The sequence below is a fragment of the Priestia sp. 10L35 genome (assembly GCF_056395685.1).
Genome location: NZ_JBFTKA010000006.1, coordinates 164,691 through 188,873, shown reverse-complemented (window position 1 = coordinate 188,873; position 24,183 = coordinate 164,691). Strand labels below are relative to the sequence as shown.

General features: G+C 37.4%; 21 protein-coding genes and 1 pseudogene. 6 read left to right on the top strand and 16 right to left on the bottom strand.

Annotation, left to right across the window (positions count from 1 at the left end):
- Nucleotides 1-80 precede the first annotated feature (80 nt).
- The 12 genes and pseudogenes from flgL to AC1DEF_RS21165 form a co-directional block, all read right to left on the bottom strand.
- Nucleotides 81-962, bottom strand: coding sequence for a flagellar hook-associated protein FlgL (gene flgL, locus AC1DEF_RS21220; RefSeq protein WP_097824903.1), 882 nt, complete (start codon nucleotides 960-962; stop codon nucleotides 81-83).
- Nucleotides 963-964: 2 nt separating this feature from the next.
- Complete coding sequence (gene flgK / locus AC1DEF_RS21215; protein WP_097824904.1) at nucleotides 965-2,488, bottom strand: flagellar hook-associated protein FlgK; 1,524 nt, start codon at nucleotides 2,486-2,488, stop codon at nucleotides 965-967.
- Between the two features lie 18 nt (nucleotides 2,489-2,506).
- Nucleotides 2,507-2,968: a flagellar protein FlgN gene (locus AC1DEF_RS21210; protein ID WP_229754667.1), complete on the bottom strand. Its 462-nt coding sequence runs from the start codon at nucleotides 2,966-2,968 to the stop codon at nucleotides 2,507-2,509.
- Between the two features lie 21 nt (nucleotides 2,969-2,989).
- Nucleotides 2,990-3,244 (bottom strand): flagellar biosynthesis anti-sigma factor FlgM, encoded by a 255-nt coding sequence (gene flgM / locus AC1DEF_RS21205; protein WP_014457790.1) that lies wholly within the window; start codon nucleotides 3,242-3,244, stop codon nucleotides 2,990-2,992.
- 159 nt (nucleotides 3,245-3,403) lie between these two features.
- Nucleotides 3,404-3,817: a TIGR03826 family flagellar region protein gene (locus AC1DEF_RS21200; RefSeq protein ID WP_097824905.1), complete on the bottom strand. Its 414-nt coding sequence runs from the start codon at nucleotides 3,815-3,817 to the stop codon at nucleotides 3,404-3,406.
- 61 nt (nucleotides 3,818-3,878) lie between these two features.
- Complete coding sequence (locus tag AC1DEF_RS21195; RefSeq protein WP_035335757.1) at nucleotides 3,879-4,376, bottom strand: ComF family protein; 498 nt, start codon at nucleotides 4,374-4,376, stop codon at nucleotides 3,879-3,881.
- A gap of 191 nt (nucleotides 4,377-4,567) precedes the next feature.
- Nucleotides 4,568-6,058 (bottom strand): ATP-dependent helicase ComFA, encoded by a 1,491-nt coding sequence (locus AC1DEF_RS21190; protein ID WP_097824906.1) that lies wholly within the window; start codon nucleotides 6,056-6,058, stop codon nucleotides 4,568-4,570.
- A 97-nt stretch (nucleotides 6,059-6,155) separates the two neighbouring features.
- Nucleotides 6,156-7,001 carry a DegV family protein gene (locus AC1DEF_RS21185; protein WP_097824907.1) on the bottom strand — a complete coding sequence of 282 codons (846 nt, stop codon included), beginning with the start codon at nucleotides 6,999-7,001 and terminating at the stop codon, nucleotides 6,156-6,158.
- Between the two features lie 106 nt (nucleotides 7,002-7,107).
- A complete protein-coding gene (locus tag AC1DEF_RS21180; protein ID WP_097824908.1) occupies nucleotides 7,108-7,545 on the bottom strand; it encodes a YaaR family protein in 438 nt (145 codons plus the stop codon).
- 110 nt (nucleotides 7,546-7,655) lie between these two features.
- A pseudogene (fliS, locus tag AC1DEF_RS21175) lies at nucleotides 7,656-8,087 on the bottom strand (flagellar export chaperone FliS).
- A gap of 422 nt (nucleotides 8,088-8,509) precedes the next feature.
- Complete coding sequence (locus AC1DEF_RS21170; protein ID WP_013059772.1) at nucleotides 8,510-9,193, bottom strand: response regulator; 684 nt, start codon at nucleotides 9,191-9,193, stop codon at nucleotides 8,510-8,512.
- A gap of 77 nt (nucleotides 9,194-9,270) precedes the next feature.
- Nucleotides 9,271-10,419, bottom strand: a complete 1,149-nt coding sequence (locus tag AC1DEF_RS21165; protein WP_013059773.1) for a sensor histidine kinase — start codon at nucleotides 10,417-10,419, stop codon at nucleotides 9,271-9,273.
- A 439-nt stretch (nucleotides 10,420-10,858) separates the two neighbouring features.
- Here AC1DEF_RS21165 and AC1DEF_RS21160 point away from each other — a divergent pair, with 439 nt between their 5' ends.
- Nucleotides 10,859-11,494, top strand: coding sequence for a YigZ family protein (locus AC1DEF_RS21160; RefSeq protein ID WP_013085443.1), 636 nt, complete (start codon nucleotides 10,859-10,861; stop codon nucleotides 11,492-11,494).
- Nucleotides 11,495-11,689: 195 nt separating this feature from the next.
- Nucleotides 11,690-12,688: an LCP family protein gene (locus AC1DEF_RS21155; RefSeq protein ID WP_013059775.1), complete on the top strand. Its 999-nt coding sequence runs from the start codon at nucleotides 11,690-11,692 to the stop codon at nucleotides 12,686-12,688.
- Nucleotides 12,689-12,726: 38 nt separating this feature from the next.
- Here AC1DEF_RS21155 and AC1DEF_RS21150 read toward each other — a convergent pair whose 3' ends face one another.
- Nucleotides 12,727-13,779, bottom strand: a complete 1,053-nt coding sequence (locus AC1DEF_RS21150; protein ID WP_013059776.1) for a glycosyltransferase family 4 protein — start codon at nucleotides 13,777-13,779, stop codon at nucleotides 12,727-12,729.
- A gap of 630 nt (nucleotides 13,780-14,409) precedes the next feature.
- On the opposite strand from AC1DEF_RS21150, the gene AC1DEF_RS21145 reads away from it, so the two are divergent.
- Both AC1DEF_RS21145 and AC1DEF_RS21140 read left to right on the top strand, forming a co-directional pair.
- Nucleotides 14,410-14,943: an NfeD family membrane protein gene (locus AC1DEF_RS21145; protein ID WP_013085444.1), complete on the top strand. Its 534-nt coding sequence runs from the start codon at nucleotides 14,410-14,412 to the stop codon at nucleotides 14,941-14,943.
- A gap of 20 nt (nucleotides 14,944-14,963) precedes the next feature.
- Complete coding sequence (locus AC1DEF_RS21140) at nucleotides 14,964-16,493, top strand: flotillin family protein (protein ID WP_013085445.1); 1,530 nt, start codon at nucleotides 14,964-14,966, stop codon at nucleotides 16,491-16,493.
- Nucleotides 16,494-16,529: 36 nt separating this feature from the next.
- Here the strand turns inward: AC1DEF_RS21140 and AC1DEF_RS21135 are convergent, their stop codons facing one another.
- From AC1DEF_RS21135 to galU, 3 genes are all read right to left on the bottom strand, one after another.
- Nucleotides 16,530-17,237 (bottom strand): WecB/TagA/CpsF family glycosyltransferase, encoded by a 708-nt coding sequence (locus AC1DEF_RS21135; protein ID WP_013059779.1) that lies wholly within the window; start codon nucleotides 17,235-17,237, stop codon nucleotides 16,530-16,532.
- A gap of 66 nt (nucleotides 17,238-17,303) precedes the next feature.
- Entirely contained in the window at nucleotides 17,304-18,587 is a 1,284-nt protein-coding gene (locus AC1DEF_RS21130) for a nucleotide sugar dehydrogenase (RefSeq protein ID WP_013059780.1), read from the bottom strand.
- A gap of 245 nt (nucleotides 18,588-18,832) precedes the next feature.
- Entirely contained in the window at nucleotides 18,833-19,717 is an 885-nt protein-coding gene (galU, locus tag AC1DEF_RS21125; protein ID WP_016765909.1) for a UTP--glucose-1-phosphate uridylyltransferase GalU, read from the bottom strand.
- Nucleotides 19,718-19,989: 272 nt separating this feature from the next.
- On the opposite strand from galU, the gene AC1DEF_RS21120 reads away from it, so the two are divergent.
- Entirely contained in the window at nucleotides 19,990-21,552 is a 1,563-nt protein-coding gene (locus tag AC1DEF_RS21120; protein WP_097824909.1) for a replication initiation protein, read from the top strand.
- Nucleotides 21,545-24,175, top strand: coding sequence for a DEAD/DEAH box helicase (locus AC1DEF_RS21115; protein ID WP_097824910.1), 2,631 nt, complete (start codon nucleotides 21,545-21,547; stop codon nucleotides 24,173-24,175). Before AC1DEF_RS21120 ends, AC1DEF_RS21115 begins: the two co-directional genes overlap by 8 nt.
- The last annotated feature ends 8 nt before the right edge of the window (nucleotides 24,176-24,183 follow it).

Here is a 24,183-nt window from a genome sequence, read left to right as displayed (position 1 = left end):
TCATCACACCTTTGCTAATTGATTTTTTCTTGTTATCTTTTTTCATTATAAAAAAGCTCCTTCTGTTTAGAAGGAACTTTTTAACGCAAGAAATCTAGCAGCGTAGGCTGAATAATTTGAGCTCCTACTCCCAAAGCAGCACGATGCACGCTTTCTTGTACGGTTAAATCCGTAATGACTTTTTCAATATCTGCATCTTCATTATTTGAAAGCATCTTAGTAGCCGTAATTTCCTGTGAATCAAGGCGGTTTTCGATCAGCTCAAGCCGATTGCTCCTTGCTCCCAATTCAGATCGCTCCGCTAATAGCGTAGACAGCTGCGTGTCTACCTGTGTAGAGAGATCTTTTAGTGAGTTTACATCGTTTTGTTCAAAAGCTGTTTGAACATTCTTCATTAAGTCGAATGCTCCTTGTCCAAAAATGTTTTCAGGATGAATATTGACTCTCAGCTGGATACCTTTTGATACTTCAACTGAAAAAGGATCCAGGTTAATTTTCGATTCTATCACACCGCTTTCATTCTCACTTATAGGCGGTGCTCCTACATTTACACCGTTAAAGATATAGTTTCCTGCCACCTGCGTATTGCCCACTTGCATATAATCCAGCTTTAACTGTTCGATTTCACGTGCAATCGCTTGGCGGTCATCACTTTCATTCGTACCGTTTAACCCTTGCACGACCAGCTCCTTAGTGCGCTGAAGAATGGAATTGACTTGTTCAAGTCCTGATTCAGAACTATCAAACCAAGACTGTGCTTCTGTTAAATTACGTTTATATTGATTTACTTCAGAAAGATTCGAACGATAAGCCATTCCTTTAGTAGCCACTACCGGGTCATCAGAAGGACGAGTAATTTTCTTTCCCGTCGATAATTGGTTTTGAAGTGTTTCCAGCTTATTATAGCTATTGCTAATCTGTTTTAACGAATTAGCCGCTAACATTCCTTGTGTGACGCGCATCTTTACCTCCCTCCAGTTCCAAGACCGTTTACAATTTTATCAAGCATTTCATCAATCATAGTCACCATACGGGCACTAGCGTTATATGCATGCTGAAACTGAATCATATTGGTCATCTCTTCATCTAATGAAACTGCACTGGTAGACTGGCGCCTTTGCTCTACAGCTCCCTGAAGGGTTTCTGAATTACTTTTTAAGCGGTTGGCTTGTTGGGCATCTACTGACATTTGGCCAATAACAGATTGATAAAAGCCATCTAGGGAAACAGCTTGATTCCCGGAATTAATAAGCACCTTTTGACGAAATTGAGACAATAGCTGAGCATTTTTTCCATCTCCTTTGCGGCCAGTTCCATCATCCCCAGAGGAGGCCGAAGAAGCAGCAGCAATATTGTTTGTGTTTTGTTTAATTTTATCAGCAATAACAATTCCAGTTGCAGCCCCTTCTTTCTGAGAAATCTCATTAAAAAAGGACATACCAGGATCACCATCTAGCGTGACACCTTGTTGGTGCTTATCATTAAACCAATTTACAAATTCATATGCCATTTCATCTAAATCATCAATCATTGAAGCGTAAACACCTGTTTTATTACCACTATTATCTATATATCCAGAAGCCTCAATTAACCCTTTAAGTTTTCCTTGAGGAAATGACTCAGGGTTCCGTATCTCATCCCCTATATGAATTTCCGTCACATAGGAATCTTGATTTGTTTTCAAACTGATGGCATTTACTTGATGAATTTTCCCATCTAAAAGAGTAATAGCCCCCTGAGACGTTTGAAGCTGAACCGTTACCACTCCTTCTGACGTTGCAGAAGCGTTCCCGCTGCTTTTTGTATACTCTAAAGAAACCGGCATAAATTTAGAAATCTCATCTAGCAGCCGATCTCTTTCATCATACAAATCATTAGGCAAATAGCCATTCGGTTCTACGCTTTGTATTTGTTGGTTCACATTACTTATTTGCTCTAACAAAGAATTCACTTGTGTTACCGCTACGTCACGCTCGTTTTGTAAATCACCTTGAACCGTTTTTAAAGAAGTAGATAAATAAGAGAAAGTATCGCCTACTGCTTCAGCTCGTTCAATCATAACAGACCTGGCTCCTGCTTCTGAAGGGTGTGAAGCTACATCTTGAATGGACTCAAAGAATTGATTAAAAACAGCTGAAAGTCCATCTTCAGTAGGTTCATTCATAATTTCCTCCATTTTTTCAAGAGCGCCAGCGCGCGCATCCCAATACCCCACTTTAATGGTTTCATCTCGATACTGGGTATCTAAAAATGTATCACGTATTCGCTCTACCGTGCTGGCTTCTACTCCCATTCCTATTTGGCCCGCAGTTCCAGTCTGATTCATCCCTGGGGCTGGATAAGCTGGGAACGTTTCTAAACTTACTCGCTGACGCGTATAGCCCGGCGTATTTGCATTAGATACGTTATGGCCAATTGTGTAAAGAGCCGCTTGTTGGGCATCCATTCCTCGTTTAGCCACCTGCAAACCATGAAATGTTGAACTCATTCTGCTTTCCTCCGTTCTTTATGCCTTCGAATTAAAAATAGAGTTGGACTGAAACGATCTATTATTTGTTTTTGTGTAATTGAACGAATCCTCTCGTTTCGATGGAACAAGAAGGTCTAGTTCGGTATGAATCAGCTGCAAAGACTGTGTGAGCAGCTGATTGTTTAAGTCATTTGCATACTTTATATCTTGAATTATATCTATTAGCTGTTTTTGAAAGGGTATCAAGATGGAGTACTCAGAGAATGAGCCTGCTATTTCTTCAATGGAGTGAGCAGCATGTCCGCTTTTTTCCATCGCCTCTATACGTTTTGTTTCCAGTGCAGAAATAGCAGCTATATGAGATTGCTCTTTTTGCAAAGAAGCCGTCAATGCCTTTACATCTTGTTTAATAATAAAGTTCGTTTTCTCTTTAACAATAACAGACAAACTTTTGTGAAGCGTTACTTGTTTTTCTAGTATCGTTTGAATTTCTTGCACGTTCAATCAATGTCAGTCCTTTTATTTTTTATAGAAATCTACAATACTTTTAGCAATTTCTTTTCCGTTAATTTCGTATGTTCCGCTGTTAATTTGCTGTTTTAGTTTCTCCAATTTTTCAAGTCTTTCTGGAGATGGTTCATTTCCCTGAAGTTTCTTCGCCTCAGATGAAATATGAATCTGATCTTGTGGATTCTTTTTAGAGACCTGTTCTGTTTTTTCTGATTGTTTTTTGTACGGATTTATTCCAAATAAGTTCGACGGGTTAATCTTCATCTCTCTCACCTCTTTTTATATTTGTATCCGTTATCTCTATTCATTATATCGGAATTTCCGCCTAAACCTTTAGCATCGGCAAGGAAGTTGAGACCATTTTCACAGTCCACCTTAAACATAGGTCTATAGATAGAGAATCTGCAAACACTCCGCACACTTTTACTCTTTTTTCCTTTCGTTAGAACGATAGGTGGGACGCGTCGGCTCTTCATTTGAACGAATTATCTCACGATTATGCTTTTCTAACCCATGTCTAATTTCTTGAGAGCATGAATGACAGAGTTTACCTTCTCGAATCTGAGCGTTGCATTGCATGCATGGATAGCTTATGTTTGGAAAGTTCGTTAGCACTAATCGACCTTGTCGAATAAATTGATGAATTAACGAATCTGAAACGCCCGTTTCTTTCATTACTTCGTAAGTCGTTGCTGTACGATTTGCTCTCTTCTTCAAGAATGAAGAAACACGTTGAAACAGAGCTTCTTCTTTGTCAAAACATGATTTACATATGTTTATTGATCCACTTTTTACAAATAAATGACCGCATTCCCTGCAATTATCTAACGTTCCCATATTCGAAACTCCTCATTTGTTTTTTATTTTACTATCGGTCAAAGTTTTAAATTATACATCTTCATGCACGAATTAAAGTGAGCGAACGAACTGAACGTGCCCCAGCTTCCTGCAAACAATTTGCCGCTTGGCGCACGGTTGCTCCTGTTGTATAAATATCATCAATCAAGAGAAATTCTTGATTCGTAACCATTGAGGAATTGACTACTTTAAATTCCAGTCTTTCTGCCAGCCGACTTCGCCTATTTTTCTTTGATTGCTTTGTTCCTGAACAGCGAACAAGAGGCATTTCTATGTTGTCACTGATCAGTTCAGCTAGCGCTAAAGATTGGTTAAACCCTCTCTCATATAATCTCTCGTCCGTTAAAGGTATAGGAACTAGTATAGCTTTTGGATTACATTCTTTTTTATAGAACTTATACCACTGCTCCTTGAATGCTTGAATAATTTCATAATCTCCTTGAAATTTAAAACGTTCTATTATGCTTTGCATAAAATCATTGTACGTATAAAGAGAACGGTTGAAAAAAGAAGCATCATTCCATTTCTGACAGTCCATACATGTGTCTAGCTCATAATGAGAAGAAGCGAGGTCTGCAAGAGAACGACCGCATCCCCTGCAAATGCTACTGGTGATGATGGGACATTTTTGCAAGCAAACAGTGCAAATTCTGTCCGTTGAAGAAGGTTTTAACAATGACCTCCAATCGAAAGAAGAGACAAGAGGTTCAAAACAAATCAGACATATTGTCATCGATCAACCAGCCCTTCCTTATAAGCTAGAGCATTCATATATTCAATATGCTCTTTTGCTTTTCGCATAGACAGAGACTGCCCATAATGAAAAAAGACCACGTCTCCCGTTGGAAATTGAGCACTCCTCCCCACTCTTCCTGAAATCTGAACAAGAGCACTTTCAGTAAAAATCGTTTCTTCTGCTCCCAATACTGCAACATCTATGTTGGGAACCGTTACGCCTCGCTCTAATATTGTTGTCGTTACTAAAATAACGAGCTGCCCTTCTCTAAATTTCATTACTTTTTCTTTTCGCTGAGAATCTTCAGCATGGACACCGTCTACCTTTTCCGTCAGCTTCCTAATCATGTCTGTGATCGGAGCAATCCACTTAATTTGCGGGACGAAAATAAAGCATTGTTTTCCTTCATTTATTCTTTTTTTCAGCCATTTCTCAACATTAGCAGGCAAAGTATCTGTTTTCATTTTTTTCTTCCAATTGCCACACCATTCAAACCGAGGAACAGGAATAAGCATTCGATGATAGCGGGCTGGAATTTTGACTACTTGTTTTTTCCCTTGCTCAACGTCTTTTTTTAATGATTCATTTGGAGTCGCTGTTAAATAAATCTTTGATGCAGCGTGTTTAGCTGCTTTTGCAACAGCATAGTGCAGCATAGGCTCCGTCGAATACGGAAATGCATCTACTTCGTCAATAATCAACACATCGAATGCTTGATAATAATGCAGAAGTTGATGAGTGGTGGAAATAATAAGAGAGGATTCATGAAAACGGTCTTCGCTGCCTCCGTACATAGCCAGCACAGACATATCCGGGAATGCCGATTGAATTCTTGGCTTTAACTCAATAACTACATCTGTTCTTGGAGTAGCAATACAGACTTTCTTTCCGCTGTTCAACGCTGCTTCAATACCTTTAAATAAAATTTCCGTTTTTCCTGCTCCGCAAACAGCCCAAATTAACAGCTCTTCATCTTTTTTTATAGCTTGAATGAGTTCATTTGAAGCACGTTCTTGAGCTTTAGACAGCATCCCTTTCCAATTCATCACGCTGCTTTTTGGCAGAACATTACTTGTTGGTCCTTCCCAGTTTATAAAAGGTGTGCACTCACTTACTTTCCCCATCACAATACATGCTCGGCAATAGTAGCACTCCTGGTGACATCTACTGCATGGAAATGAAGCAAAATAAAAGGGGCTATCACTTCCACACCGGTTGCATTTATATCCGTTTTCTTTCTGGGTAAGTGCTTTTTGATAGGAAATATATCCGTTTAGATAATGTTCATGAATGAGAGATAAAGGATAGGGAGTCTGAGTTAGTAGAAGCTGCTTTCCGCTTAGAGAGCGCTGAAGATCTAAAGAGTAGGGGTATGAAGGATTTAAAGGCGGAGTTCTCCACGTATCGATTTTTGAGAGAGGAAAAGCAGCTGGGCTAGGTACTTGAACGGGATTTAGCAATTCTTGTTTAACAGTAAAAAGCATATCTTCATTCCTTTCGATGTTTATCGTACACATCTATATACGCAAAAAAAGGTGTTTTTTCCTGCAAAAAAACCAAATCAAATGATTTGGTTTTCGATTACTTTTTATACCACCCTATACCGATGGCACCTTCACCTAAATGCGTGCCAATCACAGCGCCAAAATAAGAAAGACTCCATTCAATATGAGGATATTCTTGTTCTAAGTCTCGCTGAATTTCTTTTGCTTCACTTTCACGATTAGAATGAATAACTACAGCTTTCATAGGTACATTTTCTTTTGCATCCTCATCAAGAAGCTCCGTGATTCGTTTTAACGCTCGCTTACGCGTACGAATTTTTTCAAACGGAACAATTTTTTTAGATTCAAAATGTAGCACTGGCTTTACTTGAAGCAGACTGCCGATAATAGCCTGAGCAGCATTTAGGCGACCTCCACGCTGCAAGTGAGATAAATCATCTACCATAAAATACGCACGCATTGATAGTTTCATCTCTTCAAAACGCGCAATGATTTCGTCAGGATGTTTATTTAATTGGACCATCTCGGCTCCTTCAATCGCATAAAAGCCTTGAACCATACAGCTGATTTCTGAATCAAATACGTGCACGTCAAAGTCTTCTACCATGCTACCTGCCGTCAAAGCACCCTGATACGTTCCGCTAATTCCACTAGATAACGTAATAACGATAGCAGCATCGAATTGATCTCGTTTTAACTGTTCAAACAACTCTACAAATTCTCCGATAGCAGGCTGAGAAGTGGTTGGAAGATTTTTTGCTTCTTTAATTTTTTCAAAATATTGATCTGCAGTCATATCTACTTCTTCACAATATGTTTCTTCACCGAAAATAACGCTTAGCGGCACCATATGTATATGATAGTTTGATCGAATTTCCTCTGATATATAGGCGGTACTATCTGTAATAATTGCTGTTTTCATAAGATAGGGATCCATCCTTTGTTATATAAAATAATTTCACTCTATTCTACAACATTTAGGATTAAAATGCATGTAACGAGAGGTTTACCTATTAGTAAAAGCTCCCTTACGTATACATATTAATTAACAAACCTTGAATTTCTCCAACCCGCTTGAGTAAATTTAAACTGTCTTTTTCTTTTTGAAGGATATCATTTGTCAAGTCAACTAGTTTCGTATCCACTTCTTTCACTAACTTATATACTTTAGTCGTTCCTCTATGATTAAATCCTCTTTCTTCATGAAGTTCAAAGCCATTTTTAACGACTTCGTTCATAAACTGCTTCACAAGCGTCTTGTATTTCCGCAAAGAATCAATAGTTTGACTTTTCACTAACTGCTTTCCCTGTTCTTCAACTTTATTTATCACTTGAGTTAAATGTTCATAGGTTAGTTCTTTTTGTTTCTTGACCATTACTCCTGTAAATGAAACCGAACCACTTACTTCTTTTTCTCTAATGAGATTCATGGAAGAAGAAAGACTGTTAATTCGCTGTACCTCCACTATGCATCTCTCCTTTCTCTGTTAGTATACACTCCATTCAATTTAGACTTTTAGATGTGCTAGCTGAAAGTTTCGAGAGGCATCTGATGCGTGGATATGATGATTACCCTTTAGCTAACAGTGATGCTTATGTGCTGTTCATAAGAAGACAGCTTGTTTTTTCGGAGCGAAGAGGTAACTTTAGGCGTCGCTTTTAACACTTCATTCCAAGCGTTAGAAAGCTTCTTCATCATTTGTTAAACTTCACATAAAATAAACGTATCTTTTTTAAAATTAGCCATAATTAATCGCTCAGACATATAGTTGTACAGGGTATCTAACTGCTCTGCAATGATACCTGCTTGATATGTTAAGCCAATTCCTAGCCGATATAAAATATCGTTGCACTGTTTAATTTTTTCATTCGCTGTAAAATAATCGCTGTGTTGAATTGCTATAACAGCTTCATCAATATTTTGAATGAATTTTTCATACATCATAGCTGTTAGCTCTTGCGGAGATTTATGATAGATTAATTCTTCCGTTATAAAATTCAGCTTCATCACCTTCTTGTCTTCTTTAAATCAGTTTTCTATTTATTTCACTAAAAGCTAACTTATAAATTTTTAAAGGACACCAGTTGAGGTTTGAATAAATTCTTCTAAGACCTCATATGTATCTGAATGTATTAAAGACCTTTTTTTACAAGAGCATGCATCAACTTGATGGACATTATTTTGAGGTATGAATGCTTTCGTCGAAGGTTGTAGGATCCTTAAGATTTCCTTTATGCTTAAGCGAAGTTAAAGGACGAGTAAATGTGTAAAGGTATCACCCTTTTCCTTCCTAAAAGATATTTTCTCCCCTTAACTTATCGGTTGTTTTACTTTCTCATTAAATATGACTTTTTACCTACAATTTCAAAAAAATTTATAAAAAAGAAAAAAAAGTCCGATATACCTAGTTGTATATCGGACTTTTGAACTTATCTTACTTCTACCCAACCGTTTTTGATTGCCACAACAACAGCTTGAGTACGATCATTTACATTCATTTTTTGCAAAATATTACTCACATGGTTTTTAACGGTTTTTTCACTAATATATAATGCTTCTCCGATTCCTCGGTTACTTTTACCATCAGCTAACAGTTGTAGCACTTCGCACTCACGACGTGTTAACAAATGTAGTGGACGGCGAATCTCAATTGGTTCGTGCGGATAAGAAGACGATTGTCCTTGAGCTGCTAGTCGACGGTACTCTTTTACTAAACTATGCGTTACTTTCGGGTGTAAATATGAACCACCTTCTGCAACTACTTTCACCGCCTCAATTAACGCATCCGCATCCATTTCTTTTAGCAGATAGCCTCGTGCACCTGTTTGTAAGGCGTGAGTTACATATGTCTCATCATCATGGATAGATAAGATAATAACTTTAGCGTCCGGATTTACTTCTACAAGCTTTTTCGTAGCTTCTACACCATTTACAGCCGGCATGTTAATATCCATGATTACAACATCAGGTTGATGTTCTTCTACAAGGTCAATAACTTCGCTACCGTCGTCACCTTCTGCAACTACTTCAAAATCTTTTTCGAAATCTAAAATTCTTTTTACTCCTTCACGGAATAATTGGTGATCGTCGATTATGATAATTCTTGTCTGCATGTTTGATTCCTCCCCAAATCGAACAACAAATATTTTACTCTATATTGACCCCTATTTATATACATATCTCTGCCTTTTTAAGCGGCTATAATCGGTACTTTAATCATAACAAGCGTGCCTTGGTTAATTTTTGAATGAACAGAAATAGTCCCATCTAACAAATCAACACGCTCTTTCATTCCTATTAAGCCGAACGAATTCTCTTTTTTCTCTTCTTGATTAAAACCGCAGCCGTCATCTTTGACAAGCAAAATAGCGTGTTCATTGTTGAACTCTATCTTCACTTGGATTTCCGTCGCGTCTGCATGTTTTAATGCGTTCGTTACAGCTTCTTGCACTAGACGAAACAGTGCTACTTCTAATTTTGAAGCAGTTCGCTTCTCTTGTCCAATGGAAATAAACGTAATCCGAGGCTTGCCCTCGTTATAATCTTCGATTGTATCAAGATATTTACGCAGCGTCGGAATTAGACCTAAGTCGTCAAGTGCCATCGGTCTTAAATCATATATAATTCGACGCACTTCGTATAGGGCAGAACGAACCATTTTTCGTAAATCTCGAATTTCCTCCATTGCTTCTTTTGCACTACGTTCCCGGTAAATTCGGTCAATTAATTCCGATCTCATCATAACATTTGCAAGCATTTGAGCTGGGCCGTCATGAATCTCTCTTGACAAACGTTTCCGTTCCTCTTCCTGAGCTTCAATAATCCGAAAGCCAAAATACTCTTTTTGAATGGCATCTTCTACTATTTCCCCTACTTGTTTTAAATCACTTGTTAAATAATTTAACACAACGGAAATTTGACCTACTAGGTGATCTGCACGTTTAATCGTTTCTTCTAATGTAAGCAAGCGTCTTTCTAGTTCATCTCGACGATTACGCAGCTGATATTCGCTTTGCTGATTCATCAGCAGCTTGGTTTGTAATTCGTGTGCTTTTTCATAAGCGTCTTTTACTTCAGGCTCTGAATAAATTTGAAAATGTCGGCTCACATCAGACAAACGCTTTCGAGCCAACCTTGCCTGAGTTTCCAATTTATCGCCTTGCTCTATCGTCTCAAGAACTTTCCCTTTTAACACTTCTAACTCTTCTTTTATTTGCTGATATTCTTGTCTGGCATCTTCAGAAAGACGATAGACTTCATTTTTACTATCTCCCACTGTGCCAATAATCTTCTCAAAAATTTCATCAAGTGCCTTACTTGTTAATTTATGTTTCGACATTTACTCACCCCAAACTATACTCACATTCGGAGAAATGTCTATACGTTCATGCTATATATAGTATTCGTATGACCTATCTGAATTGTGAGGATAAGATCCATATTTTCTCCCTATCTGACTTTTTATATCCAAAAAGTAACGGTTGTTTTTAGTACCCTCAAACTCGACATCAATCGACGCTTGACTCGCGTTATTTGAATAGATTACCATTTACGCTCACTCTTCAACAGTGACTAACTGCCTGTTTAAACCATTTCATTATTTAGCTATACAAGCCTGCACACTCTTTTATTATAACGTATATTCTGTATAGCTTGTTCAAGTGATGTTGAATTTGATTAATTGATGTCTTTTCATAAACATTTTATACTAATAGCAAGTAAACAGTACGTAAATACCCGTTTTTCTTCTATTTATAACGCTAAGGAGGATTTTTTGATTGTTATCACAATATTATACCGTAAAACAAGAAGGTTCACATGAAATCACTATTCAAAAATCTAGATTCATTTGTCATATGAAACGTGTAACAACTGAGGAAGAAGCTCAGCAATTTATTCAAGACATTAAAAAACAGCACTGGAATGCTACTCATAACTGTTCAGCTTACCTAATTGGAGAACGAGATCAATTTCAAAAAGCAAACGATGATGGAGAACCAAGTGGAACAGCAGGCGTACCAATGTTAGAAGTGCTTAAAAAAAGAGGCTTAAAAGATACGGTGGTCGTCGTTACGCGCTATTTCGGAGGCATTAAATTGGGCGCAGGTGGCTTGGTGCGCGCATATGGGAAATCTGTTTCCGAAGCGTTAAATGAACTAGGTACAGTCAAACGAACTCTCATGGCGGTTATGCACACAACCGTCGACTATACATGGCTTGGAAAATTAGAAAATGAGCTTCGCAGTTCCGTTTATCTATTAAAAGAAATCCACTACGCAGATATGGTAGAGATTGAAACATTTGTAGAGGAAGCTCAAACAGAAGCATTTACTGAATGGATGACCGAGCTAACAAACGGCCAAGCAGATATTCGAGCAGGTGAGACGACCTATTTAGAAGAAGATGTAGAATGAATTATTTACTCTTATTAAAAAACATTGTACAATTGATAAATAGCGCAACTATTCTGATGGTTGCGCTACTTGTCAATGAGTAAAAACCTCGTACAGATGCATAGCTTTGACGAGTTTGATTCATACATTCCAATTTATAACACATACTAAGTGTCACAATAAGTGTTCGAATATACGAATAAAAGGAGAAACCGTATGGCTCAATATAGACGTTTTCAAAAAAGAGTAAACAAACGGAAAAGAAAACGAAGGCTTTTTACATTTTTTCTGTTACCTATCCTTATTTTAGGGCTTTCTGCAACCGCTTATGGCTCTTATTTGTTTGTTAAAGCTAAAACAGTAGCTTCTGATTCTTATGAAGGACTCGGAGATCGCGATAACTCCCCTATGCGTGATCGTAAAATCGATCCCAAAAAAGATGATATATCCATTTTATTTATGGGCGTAGATGATAGTGAAACCAGGAAATTCGGAAAATCAGCCCGTACGGATGCTTTAATTTTGGCGACCTTTAACGAAACCAATAAAACCGTAAAGCTTGTAAGCATACCTCGAGATTCGCGGGTTTATATACCTGAAGTGAACAGAAAAGATAAAATTACTCATGCGCATGCTTACGGAGGTCCAAAAGCAACTGTAGAAACGGTAGAACAGCTGTTTAATGTCCCTGTTGATTACTATGTTAAAGTGAATTTTAAAGCTTTCACAGACATTGTAGACTCACTTGGGGGAATCGATTTTGATGTACCTTATGCGATGAGTGAAAAGGACTCAAAAGATCGTCATAATGCTATTGTCTTAAAACCAGGAAATCAACATTTAAATGGCGAAGAAGCGTTAGCTGTTGCTCGAACACGAAAACAAGACAACGATATTGAGCGAGGAAAAAGACAACAGCAGTTGATTGAAGCTATGATTAAAAAAGCTGCTTCCATTGGATCACTAAATAAATATGGAAATCTTATCGAAGCTGTTGGCGATAATATGAAAACGAATTTAATGTTCGGTGAAATGCTTTCGTTTTATGATTATGCTTCGAAAAAAGTAGACATCGAAACCATTAACTTAGACGGCAGCGATGAAAAAATTAACGGCGTGTACTACTTTAAACTAGACAATGATTCAGTGGAAAAAGTAAGTGAAAAGCTCCGCAAGCATTTAGGCATTGAATCAACTTCAGATACAACAGAATAATTAAAAAGACCTCTTGGATATCCAAGAGGTCTTTTTAATTAATTTTTTAAACGAAGTCCACGAACCATGTTGAGAATTGGCCTATATGTCTTATCAACTAGTCCTATCTTTTCAACGATAATTTCAATCGCTACAAGGAGGATAGCTAGTACAAGAAAAGACCCCCACATTGTTTGTACCTTTGAGAAGATAACTGCCGCTAAACCAAATATCGCACTCATTCCATAAATAATTAAAACCGTTTGTCTATGGCTGTACCCTAAGCGCAACAAGCAATGATGCAAATGAGATTTATCAGGAGCCGATAGCGGTTGATTTTTTACGATTCGGCGAATAATAGCAAAGAACGTATCTGAAATTGGTACCCCTAAAATAATAACTGGAACAATGAAGGAAATAACCGCTACATTTTTAAATCCTAACAGAGACAATACAGAAATCATATAGCCTAAAAATAGTGCTCCTGTATCACCCATAAAAATCTTAGCGGGGTGAAAGTTGTAAAATAAAAATCCGAGCGTACTTCCCAATACGATGAAACCCATGCTTGTCACAAACACATTGCCCATCATAATAGCCATACCCGAGATGGTAATCAATACAATAGAGGAAACGCCGGCAGCTAATCCATCCAATCCATCAATTAAATTAATAGCATTGGTAATTCCTACAATCCATAATACCGTAATTGGAATACTTAACATTCCGAATTCTAATTTTCCGCCAAACGGCAAGTTAATGAAGTCAATTTGGACTCCACCGTATACAACAACAATTAATGTCGCTACTAGCTGACCGCCTAATTTGATTTTAGCGGATAGCTCAATCATATCATCTAAGACACCGGTAATGATGATAATGATGCTTCCGATTAAAATCGGCAGCGCATATTTACTGTCAGGCTGTAAAACGAGGTATCCAATAAGAAAACTAAAAAATATCGCCAAACCTCCAAGGCGAGGCATAATTTTTTGATGAACTTTTCGTTGATTTGGTTTATCTGTTGCACCTATTTTAAACGCCAGCTTCTTAACCAGCGGAGTGATCAGAATAGATGTAATAAAACAAATAAACAAGGTCAAATATAGCATGGAGACCCTCCTCAGGTTTATGTTAACCAAAACCATAAAAAATGTATCCAACTTTATATAATTGGATAGTATTTCAAATTGCGTATAACAATAATTACTTACTTATTCCCAAAATGGATTATATCACAATGATTCTACTACTTAAATAGAAATTTATTCTCAAAAATTAGCACATTTACAAACTATCAATAGAAAAGAACTGTATTTTTTGGTGTATAAACAGCTGATTTACTTTATTCTTATGTGGTTATTTTATGTAGAACATTTTCTTTACTATACTTTATTAAAATATATGCGAACTCCCCCCTTTTCGTCTAATTTATTCGTCATCTCTAACTCTTTTTCCTTTTTATTAAGCATATTTAAACCTTTATTTTTATTTCACATGGCCCCACTCATTATATGAACAAACTTTTGACCTATGCATATCCACTATTTCAAACCACATTCACTGAATCGTTGTCCTTATCTTATATCATTTAAAAGTTAAAATATAGTGAAATGGATAGAGATAAAATTAAACAAAAAAAGGAATTTTATCAAAAAAAATGAAACTTTTTTTGATGGGGTTCGTAATACATAGTAGGAACAGCATCAATCATCTTACATAAAGGGGGTGTTGAATGAACTATGTTCGGTCTATCTGTTCAAACAGTGTATTTGTATGGATTAATTATCTGCGGAAGTCTCACCTTCTTATACATTTTATTTAGCGATTTGTTAGATGGATTATCTGAAGCGATACCTTTTTTTAACCCCACTCTTCTTTTTTCTTTTTTAACATTCTTTAGTGCCAGTGGATATTTGTTCGCCTATACGTCATTGCAAAATTATTGGATTATTTCGATTTCCGCTCTTATTGCCCTTCTACTCGTTATTTTGCTCAACGTTTTTGTATTGATTCCTTTATCATCGGCTGAAGAATCTCTTGCTTTTACTGAAGATTCGTTAAAAGGAAGACTTGGTACCATTATTACTTCCGTTCCTGCAGATGGTTATGGAGAAGTATTTATCGAAGGGGTTAGCGGCACTATCTCTAAACCGGCTGCCAGCTTTAAAAACACTGCTATACCTTTAGGCAGCAAAGTGCTTGTTGTAGATATACAAAGGGGCAACGCACTCGTTGTGATTTATGAAGAAGTTATGACCAATCACTCATTATAAATAGTATTAGGGGGAGTTTTATGTTTTCAACACCTATATTAGTTGTCGTTGGAATTGTTGTTTTTTTATTAATTGCGCTGATTGCCGTATTTATTACAAAATACCGTACAGCAGGTCCAGATGAAGCGTTAATTGTAACAGGAAGCTATCTAGGAAATAAAAACGTGCATGTCGATGAATCCGGAAACCGCATTAAAATTGTTCGCGGAGGCGGTACGTTTGTGCTGCCAGTTTTTCAGCAGGCTGAGCCTCTGAGCTTGTTGTCAAGCAAACTGGAAGTATCTACACCTGAAGTATATACAGAACAAGGTGTTCCTGTTATGGCTGATGGGGTATCAATCATCAAAATTGGAGGTTCTATTTCAGAAATTGCAACGGCCGCTGAGCAGTTTTTAGGCAAAGCAAAAGAAGATCGCGAAACCGAAGCTAGAGAAGTCTTAGAAGGTCACCTTCGCTCGATTCTTGGTTCTATGACGGTAGAAGAAATTTATAAAAACCGTGAAAAATTCTCTCAAGAAGTACAGCGCGTAGCTTCACAAGATTTGGCTAAAATGGGATTAATTATTGTATCGTTTACAATTAAAGACGTTCGGGATAAGAACGGCTATCTAGAATCTCTAGGGAAACCTCGTATTGCTCAAGTTAAGCGAGATGCTGACATTGCAACAGCGGAAGCTGAAAAAGAAACAAGAATCAAGCGTGCTGAGGCTCATAAAGATGCCCAAAAAGCGGAGCTTGAGCGAAATACAGAAATCGCGGAAGCTGAAAAAATGAATCAGTTAAAAACCGCTGAATATCGTCGCGAACAAGATATTGCCAAAGCTCGTGCTGACCAAGCATATGATCTAGAAACAGCTCGCGCGAAACAAGATGTAACAGAACAAGAAATGCAAATCCGCATCATTGAACGTCAGAAACAAATTGAATTAGAAGAAAAAGAAATTCTTCGTCGTGAGCGTCAATACGATTCTGAAGTAAAAAAGAAAGCAGATGCAGATCGTTACTCTGTTGAGCAATCCGCAGAAGCTGAAAAAGCAAAACAGCTTGCTGAAGCAGACGCCAACAAATATCGAATTGAAGCAATGGCTAAAGCTGAAGCTGAACGCGTTCGAATTGATGGTTTAGCAAAGGCTGAAGCTCAGCGTGCCCAAGGTGAATCTGAAGCTGAGATTATCCGCTTAAAAGGTTTAGCTGAAGCTGAAGCTAAACAAAAAGTAGCTGAAGCATTCGAGCAGTTCGGTCAAGCGGCTATTTTAGATATGATTATCAAGATGCTTCCTGAATATGCAAAACAAGTTGCAAGTCCTTTAGCAAATATCGACAAAATTACGGTTGTGGATACAGGAAGCAACGGTGAAAACAGCGGAGCTAATAAAGTGACTGGCTATGCAACAAACTTAATGTCTTCTCTTCAAGAATCGCTGAAAGCATCCTCAGGTATAGATGTGAAGGAATTGATTGAAAACTTTTCTGGAAAAGGAAATGTGCGACAAAGCTTGCACGAACTAACGGATGAAATCAAGCAGCAAAACAAGAAAGAAGATATCTAAAAATAAAAAGCATGCGGATTATATCCGCATGCTTTTTTAACCTCTTAACACTCGAAGAAGAAACCTAGGTAATTCTAACTGACGCTTCCATCTCCATGGTTCTTTTAACAGTCGATAAAGCCACTCTAAACCAAACTTTTGAAAAACAGCAGGTGCTCGGTTCAATCGTCCTGAAATAACATCGAACGAGCCCCCTACGCCTTGATAAACAGAAGGATTAAGTTTCTCTTTATGAGCAATAATCCAATTTTCTTGGGCTGGACTGCCTAAAGCCACAAAAACAATTTCTGCTCCTGAATCATTAATCGTACGTTCAATGACTTCTTCATTTTTTTCATAGCCATTTAATGTTCCAACAATTAAAATCCCTGGAAACATCTCTTCCAACTTAGCTTTGGCTTCATCTGCAATTCCAGGCTTGGCTCCGTATAAAAAAATTCTTTTACCGTTATTTGTTGCTTCTTTACACAGCTTCAGCATCATATCAATACCCGTTACACGCTCACGAATACGTCCCTTTTTGAGCTTTGAAGCTAAAATCACACCGATCCCATCTGGAATTTGATAAGTCGCTTGATTTAATAGTGACTTTAATTCCCTGTCTTCTTGTGCTTTCATAATTTTTTCAGGGTTGATTGCTACAATAAATGATTTTCGGCCTTTATCTATATCCTGAAGTAACTTTACCGCTAGCTCATCGTACGTGTCGCTACAAACGTCTATTCCTAAGATGTTTTCCTTCATTAAATCACCCGTATGTTGATTTTTTAGTTTTTTACAAACGAAAGACAGGCTGTTCAGCCCGTCTTTTTATAAAGTAGAAACTTTTGAATCACCAAGTAACACTACGTCAAAGCCTGCTGCTTTCCATTGATCACGCTGAATGCAGTTTTTCGTATCAAAAATAACTTTTGTACGCATGTGATTTTCAACAGCTGATGGAAGAAGCTCTTTGAACTCATTATGATCTGTTAAAATAAGAATCACATCCGCATGTGCAACAGCTTCATCCAAACTTTGCGTCTGACGTTCGATTTTATTCTCTTTGATATGAGGATCAAATGCTGTGTAATCAACGCCCAGTTTTTCTAAATGATGAAGTACATCCGTTGATGGACTTTCACGCATATCGTCAATATTTCCTTTAAAAGCTAAACCTAAAACAGCTACACGTCCATGTTGAATGCCCTTTTCATCTAGTAGGCTTTTCGTTTTCAATGCTGTATATTCAGGCATTGAATCATTTGTATGACGAGAAAGAGAAATAATTTTTGCCAGTTCTGGCTGAAGCTCCGTTAAGAACCAAGGGTCAACAGCAATACAGTGGCCGCCTACACCAGGACCTGGTAAATGAATGTTTACACGTGGATGATAGTTCGCTAACTTAATCGCTTCCCACGCATTTACACCAATTTTTTCACTGATTTTTGCCAGCTCATTTGCAAACGCAATGTTCACATCACGATATGTGTTTTCGATTACTTTCACCATTTCAGCTGTTGTAGCATCCGTTACGTGAATATTTCCTTTTACAAATGTTTTATAAAGCTCAACAGTCAAACGACTAGACTCTTCGTTAATACCACCGACAATACGGTCATTATTTACTAATTCCTCAAATACTTTTCCTGGAATAACGCGTTCAGGTGAATGAGAAACAAATAACTCACTGCCTAATTCTAAACCCGTTTCTTTTAGCACAGGTAGCATGACGTCTTCTACTGTACGCGGAGGAACTGTGGATTCTAAAATTACTAAATTTCCTTTACGAACGTAAGGGACAATCGATTTTGTCGCTTCTCGAACATAGTTCAAGTTTGCCGTTTTATCTTCATTAATTGGTGATGGTACAGCAATAATAAAAATATCCGCCTCTTCAGCTGTTGTGCCTACCGTGAAGTGGCCGTTGTCAACTGCTGATTCTAAACGTTCTTGTAAGCCGTTTTCTTCTATATGAAGTTGCTTATTTTTAATTAATTCTACTGCTTTTTCATTTACGTCGACACCATGTACATATAAGCCGTGATTGGCAAACATAACAGCTGTCGGTAAACCTATATATCCTAAACCAACTACACACAATTTCTTTGTCATTGCAGAAAATCTCCTTTATATGACATGCTTAATAAATAAAACCTATCTGATATTATATCGAAAAATGTCATTTCATGATAGCATTTATATAAAAACATGAAATAATTTCTTTTACTTATTATTATGTAACATTTTATGAGAATTCATCAATAAACGATATAACCATCTTTTGTACAGCGAGCTCTAACCCAAAAGAACTATTGAAAATCTCCTTGATTCCCAATAGTTCCCTTAGTAAATATATTTTACATATGCCCTTCTTTTTCGACAATTTCTCTAAAATAGCTCACTAACTCTTCTCGCAGCGGTTCTCTTTGCAGAGCTAAATCAATTGTTGCTTTAATGAATCCAAATTTATCTCCAACATCATAACGCTTTCCTTCAAAATAGTAAGCAAGAACACGTTGGAATTCATTCAGACGTAAAATAGCATCTGTTAATTGAATTTCTCCTCCTGCGCCAATCTCTTCTCTGCTCAAGATATCAAAAATTTCCGGTGTTAAAATATAGCGCCCCATAATTGCATAGCCTGAAGGGGCCTCTTCTGGATTCGGTTTTTCAACGAGCGTTTCTACGTCTAATAACCCTTTTTCAAGAGGCTCTCCTTTAGGACCTACAATTCCGTACTTTGAAGTTTCTTTTCTAGGCACCTCCTGTACACCAACTACAGCGCATTCATATTTTTCGTATACGTTCATTAACTGTTTCAAACAAGGTGTTTCTGATTGAACTACATCATCGCCTAGCATAACAGCAAAAGGTTCATCTCCGATAAAACTTCTTGCACAGTGAATGGCATGACCTAATCCTTTAGGTTCCTTTTGACGAATGTAGTGAACATTAGCCAAATTCGAAATCCCCTGCACTTCTTCGAGCATGTCCCACTTTTCCTTTGCAGCCAATGTTTCTTCTAACTCATATGATTTATCAAAATGGTCTTCGATTGCTCGTTTTCCGCGACCGCTTACAATTAAAATATCTTCAATACCTGATGCTACTGCTTCTTCCACAATGTATTGAATCGTTGGTTTATCTACAATTGGCAGCATTTCTTTAGGCTGTGCTTTTGTAGCCGGCAAAAAGCGTGTCCCTAATCCAGCTGCTGGAATAATAGCTTTACGAATTTTCACTTACTTTTCCTCCTGTCAATGTCAATCGTGCTTATTGGTTATAGTATAGTAAGTCTGCGATTGAGTATGTACACAAAGTCATGTTGAATCCATTTCTTTTTATAAAGAGTCATGTTGAATCCATTTCTTTTTATAAAGAGTCATGTTGGATTCTGCTTTATCATAACAAAAGATTTTGTATAATTCTATTTTTATCATTTATAATGAAAAGAAAATTAATCACTTATAAATATAATTTTATGCTCCACTTATGTATAGAAAGGAATGGGATTATGAGTTCGTTTTCAGATCACTTACAGCACCAATTTATACAGCATTTCCCGTACAGTGATGCACGCTATCGCACAAATGCCCAAGCAGGGCTAGACCTTTACCGTACCCATTCATTCTTCATTTTGCACAATGATGAACAGATATTAAACGTTAAAATCGATTCGTTTTATGTGGAACTAAACAAGCAGTTGCTCCCTGAAAGTACCTGTTCTTGTCAGCATAACGGATTTTGTGAACACTGCTTTGCAGCGTTTTTTTATATGTACTCATTAATAGAACCGCTTGCGCCTCTATTCAAAGAATGGCGAAACCATGAAAAAGCAGCTTTGACTATGCTATCTGCCAAACAAGTGTTAAAAAAGCCGAAGGCAACTTTTCAAGAGTGGAGACAAACTTTTGAGGAGCAGTATACGCTTTTTATGCAGGGGCGGAACGAAAATGACCGTTCCATTTATCATGAATATTATCAGTACTATTACCGTGCTTTAGTGAAAAAGGCTCCTGAGCACCCATTGCTTTATGCTTTATTTTGTATGTATGGAGCGGTTCATACATTCTATAAACTATCAGCTCAATTACAGGCACATCAGCTTTCTACTAACATCGAGGAATCATTCGTATATAGTCACGTCTACAAAATAACAAATGAAATTTATGCTACCGCTGATTCGTTAAAGCAAATGAAATACGATGGAGATGCATTATCTATTATAGAGGACAGCATTCCATACATCCGAGAATTATTGCATAAAGATATGCCTTTACAATATGAACGTATTGAGATCTATCGCGTTATTTGGCAAAAAATCTTCACGTTAGAAAAGTGGCGAAAAATTGAGGAAAGCAAATTAAAAGCTAAGTACGGTTCTTTTATAAACAATACAGCTCTTTCCTATCTTTTATTCCTTCAAGAAAAAGATGGCGAAGCAAAAGAACGTTTGAGCGATGAAACACTACAAATGATTCCCTATCTTATTCCTTGGTTAAATGATTTATTGCATGAAAAAGAAACTGACCGCTTTGCTCAGTGGGGCTCTTATATAATGACCTATATAGGAGATTACGTACGCACCGTTCCGACTACTTATCAAGGAAGCCGAAACATGGTCTCCATGATTGTAAATTTATTTCAGCACTATAAAGACTTAACGAACGATCAAACTTTGTATACTGAAGCATTGCAAACGTTACTTCCCTATAGTTTTATTGAATACAGTGATTTTCTATATGCTTCTGACCAATTGAAAAAGTGGGTTGAATTACAGGTGCTTCTTCAATATGACAGCATCAAATATGACGAGCAAACGATAGAAGCCTTAAAACAAAAAGATGAAAAGCTGGTTATTCCTCTTTATCATCAAATGATTTCAAAGCTGATTTATGAAAAAAAGAAAAGCAGTTATCAAGAAGCCTATATCTACTTACAAGAATTAAAGAGACTTTATCTACAAATGAATCGCTCTCTACTATGGGAACATTATATGGAAGAATTAGCGATAAAAACAAAGAAACAGCGCTCGTTTCAACAACTATTAGAAAAAGGAGATTTACTGAATGTTTGATTTGTTTCATTTAACACTTGAAGTCGAACCTGTACACGGTGACTTTTTTCTCTACTGTGTATCACCTAGCGGCCAAATTTTGCTCCCTGATACATGGAAAGATGCGCTGTTTCTATGGCATGAACAGACCTATTACGGAAGCGAAGCCACACAGGTTGAGATTAATGGGAAAAAAGGAATTCTTCTTTCTGCATGGCAAATGTTCACTTTCATACAATTACCTATTCAACAGCATGTGTTGAAACCGGCTTTGTCCGCTTCAGCGGAAGCTTATCAGCAAATTGCAGTCGATATGGCAAAGAGGATTATCAAAGGGAAATTTCATTCTCTTCCTTTAAAAAAACAAATGACTGGATCGCTTTCACAAGCTGATGAGCAAGAGTGGCGAGCACAAATTAAAGAGAACCTGTTAAAAAAAGAAGGAAAGGACTTTTTAATAAGCATAGAAGGCGAGAGCTATAATCCTCCCTTTGACCTTTCATTGCGTATTGTAGAGCCAACGACCGATGGAGATGTATGGACGGCTGAAACATTCGTGATTCCCCACGATGAAGCCAAAGAACCTTTTATACTTGGAAGAACGCTTCCTAAAGAGTGGAACCACTACGAATCATATATCGCTTACGAACACGAACGATGGAAAGCATTGGCTCCTACTTTATACCAAAAAGGAGCTTTTATTCAGTCTGTCCTAGCAGATGAGGAAGTATGGGAATTTCTAACTCAAGATAGTGCAGCATTGATTAAACAAGGTGTCTCTATCCATTTGCCAAGCTGGTGGGAATCATTAAAAAAAGCCACCATCAAAGTATCTGGCACTATAGAAAATACTTCATCTGCATTATTTGGTAAACAAGCTATCAGCAGCTTCCGCTGGTCATTTTCTATTGGCGATCAAACTTTCTCAGAAGAAGAGTTTCGGAAATTAGTCGAACAAAAACGCCGATTATTATCTATTAACGGACAGTGGATTCAACTGGATTCTAGATTAATTAAACAAGCGCAGAAAATTGTTAAAGAAGCTAGTAAAAAAGGCGTCTCAATTCATGAAATTTTAAAAACGAAGCTAACCTACATGGCAGACAGTAAAACCGATGAAGAAGAGGTAAAAGTTGAGTTCCAACTACCCGCTTCCTTTCAATCATTTATTACATCCTTAACGGATTTAGAACGGCTGCCGGAAGTGCTGCCTCCCTCTGAATTTAAAGGTACATTAAGACCTTATCAGCAGCAAGGTTTGAATTGGCTCATGTTTTTGAGAAAGTTTAACTTAGGAGGATGTCTAGCAGATGACATGGGGCTAGGTAAAACCATTCAATTAATTAGTTATTTAACAAATATTCATCCGTTACATAGCTCTCCTTCTCTTATCGTTTGCCCAACTTCTTTAATTGGAAACTGGGAAAAAGAATTACAGAAATTTGCCCCTTCTCTTCGTGTTCATGTTCATTACGGGCCGAAAAGAACCAACGGATACGCATTTGAGAAGATATGTGAAAGTACTGACGTTGTGATCACGACTTATCAAGTTGCTCTTTTGGATGTCGAATTGTTGAAAGGGTTTATGTGGAACAGCATTTCCTTAGACGAAGCACAACATGTTAAAAACCCGCAGACTAAACAGGCGAGAGCTATCCGTCAGCTACAAGGAAGACACAAAATTGCGCTTACTGGAACTCCAATTGAAAACCGTCTGCTGGAACTATGGTCATTATTTGAATTCATCAATCCTGGTTACTTAGGAACAATCAATTCATTTAAAAATCGATTTGTAGCAGGCATTGAAAAAGGCGAGAAACCTGAACGAACTGTTGAGCTTAAAGCACTCATTCAGCCTTTCTTATTAAGAAGAACAAAACAAGATAAAAACATCGCCCGCTCACTGCCTGATAAACAAGAACAAAAAGAATATATCCCGCTGACAGCGGAACAAGCTTCACTTTACCAGGAGCTAGTTCAAGGAATGCTTCAAGAAACAGAGGAAAAAACAGGATTTGAACGAAAAGGCATGATTTTGCAAACACTAAATAAGCTAAAATTATTATGCAACCATCCAGCTTTGTACTTAAAGGAAAGTACAGCTAAACAAACGGTACGGCGATCTCATAAAAGTCAAAAAATTATTGAACTCGTAGAGAGCATTCGCACACAGCAAGAAAGCTGTTTAATCTTTACTCAGTATATTGAAACAGGACTCATGCTGCAAAGAACCTTAGAAAAAGAAATCAACGAGCCGGTTTTATTCCTTCACGGAAGTTTGTCAAAAGAACAACGAGATGCAATGGTTGCTCAATTTCAAGCAAGGAAAAAAGCCATCTTTATCCTTTCTCTTCGCGCAGGTGGAACTGGATTGAATTTAACAGCTGCAAATCACGTTATTCATTTTGACCGATGGTGGAACCCAGCCGTTGAAAACCAAGCAACCGATCGCGCCCATCGAATTGGGCAGAATAAATTTGTTCATGTTCATAAGTTTATTACAAGAGGAACGATTGAAGAAAAAATTGATGAAGTAATCAATCAAAAACAACATCTAAACAATGAACTCATCCAAGGAGATCAATGGGTAACAGAACTTTCTAATAAAGAACTACAAGAGCTTCTTGCATACAGAAATGAATAAGAAAAATT

What these genes read in the sequence shown, in the direction of transcription:
- AC1DEF_RS21195 (WP_035335757.1), bottom strand. Translation starts at nt 4,376, where the DNA reads ATGGACTGTCAGAAATGGAATGATGCTTCTTTTTTCAACCGTTCTCTT.
- AC1DEF_RS21130 (WP_013059780.1), bottom strand. Translation starts at nt 18,587, where the DNA reads ATGACAAAGAAATTGTGTGTAGTTGGTTTAGGATATATAGGTTTACCG.
- AC1DEF_RS21150 (WP_013059776.1), bottom strand. Translation starts at nt 13,779, where the DNA reads ATGCTATATTTGACCTTGTTTATTTGTTTTATTACATCTATTCTGATC.
- AC1DEF_RS21140 (WP_013085445.1), top strand. Translation starts at nt 14,964, where the DNA reads ATGTTTTCAACACCTATATTAGTTGTCGTTGGAATTGTTGTTTTTTTA.
- AC1DEF_RS21165 (WP_013059773.1), bottom strand. Translation starts at nt 10,419, where the DNA reads ATGTCGAAACATAAATTAACAAGTAAGGCACTTGATGAAATTTTTGAG.
- AC1DEF_RS21190 (WP_097824906.1), bottom strand. Translation starts at nt 6,058, where the DNA reads ATGCTTTTTACTGTTAAACAAGAATTGCTAAATCCCGTTCAAGTACCT.
- AC1DEF_RS21155 (WP_013059775.1), top strand. Translation starts at nt 11,690, where the DNA reads ATGGCTCAATATAGACGTTTTCAAAAAAGAGTAAACAAACGGAAAAGA.
- flgM (WP_014457790.1), bottom strand. Translation starts at nt 3,244, where the DNA reads ATGAAGATTAACCCGTCGAACTTATTTGGAATAAATCCGTACAAAAAA.
- flgL (WP_097824903.1), bottom strand. Translation starts at nt 962, where the DNA reads ATGCGCGTCACACAAGGAATGTTAGCGGCTAATTCGTTAAAACAGATT.
- AC1DEF_RS21120 (WP_097824909.1), top strand. Translation starts at nt 19,990, where the DNA reads ATGAGTTCGTTTTCAGATCACTTACAGCACCAATTTATACAGCATTTC.
- AC1DEF_RS21185 (WP_097824907.1), bottom strand. Translation starts at nt 7,001, where the DNA reads ATGAAAACAGCAATTATTACAGATAGTACCGCCTATATATCAGAGGAA.
- flgK (WP_097824904.1), bottom strand. Translation starts at nt 2,488, where the DNA reads ATGAGTTCAACATTTCATGGTTTGCAGGTGGCTAAACGAGGAATGGAT.
- AC1DEF_RS21115 (WP_097824910.1), top strand. Translation starts at nt 21,545, where the DNA reads ATGTTTGATTTGTTTCATTTAACACTTGAAGTCGAACCTGTACACGGT.
- AC1DEF_RS21170 (WP_013059772.1), bottom strand. Translation starts at nt 9,193, where the DNA reads ATGCAGACAAGAATTATCATAATCGACGATCACCAATTATTCCGTGAA.
- AC1DEF_RS21145 (WP_013085444.1), top strand. Translation starts at nt 14,410, where the DNA reads ATGTTCGGTCTATCTGTTCAAACAGTGTATTTGTATGGATTAATTATC.
- AC1DEF_RS21135 (WP_013059779.1), bottom strand. Translation starts at nt 17,237, where the DNA reads ATGAAGGAAAACATCTTAGGAATAGACGTTTGTAGCGACACGTACGAT.
- AC1DEF_RS21200 (WP_097824905.1), bottom strand. Translation starts at nt 3,817, where the DNA reads ATGGGAACGTTAGATAATTGCAGGGAATGCGGTCATTTATTTGTAAAA.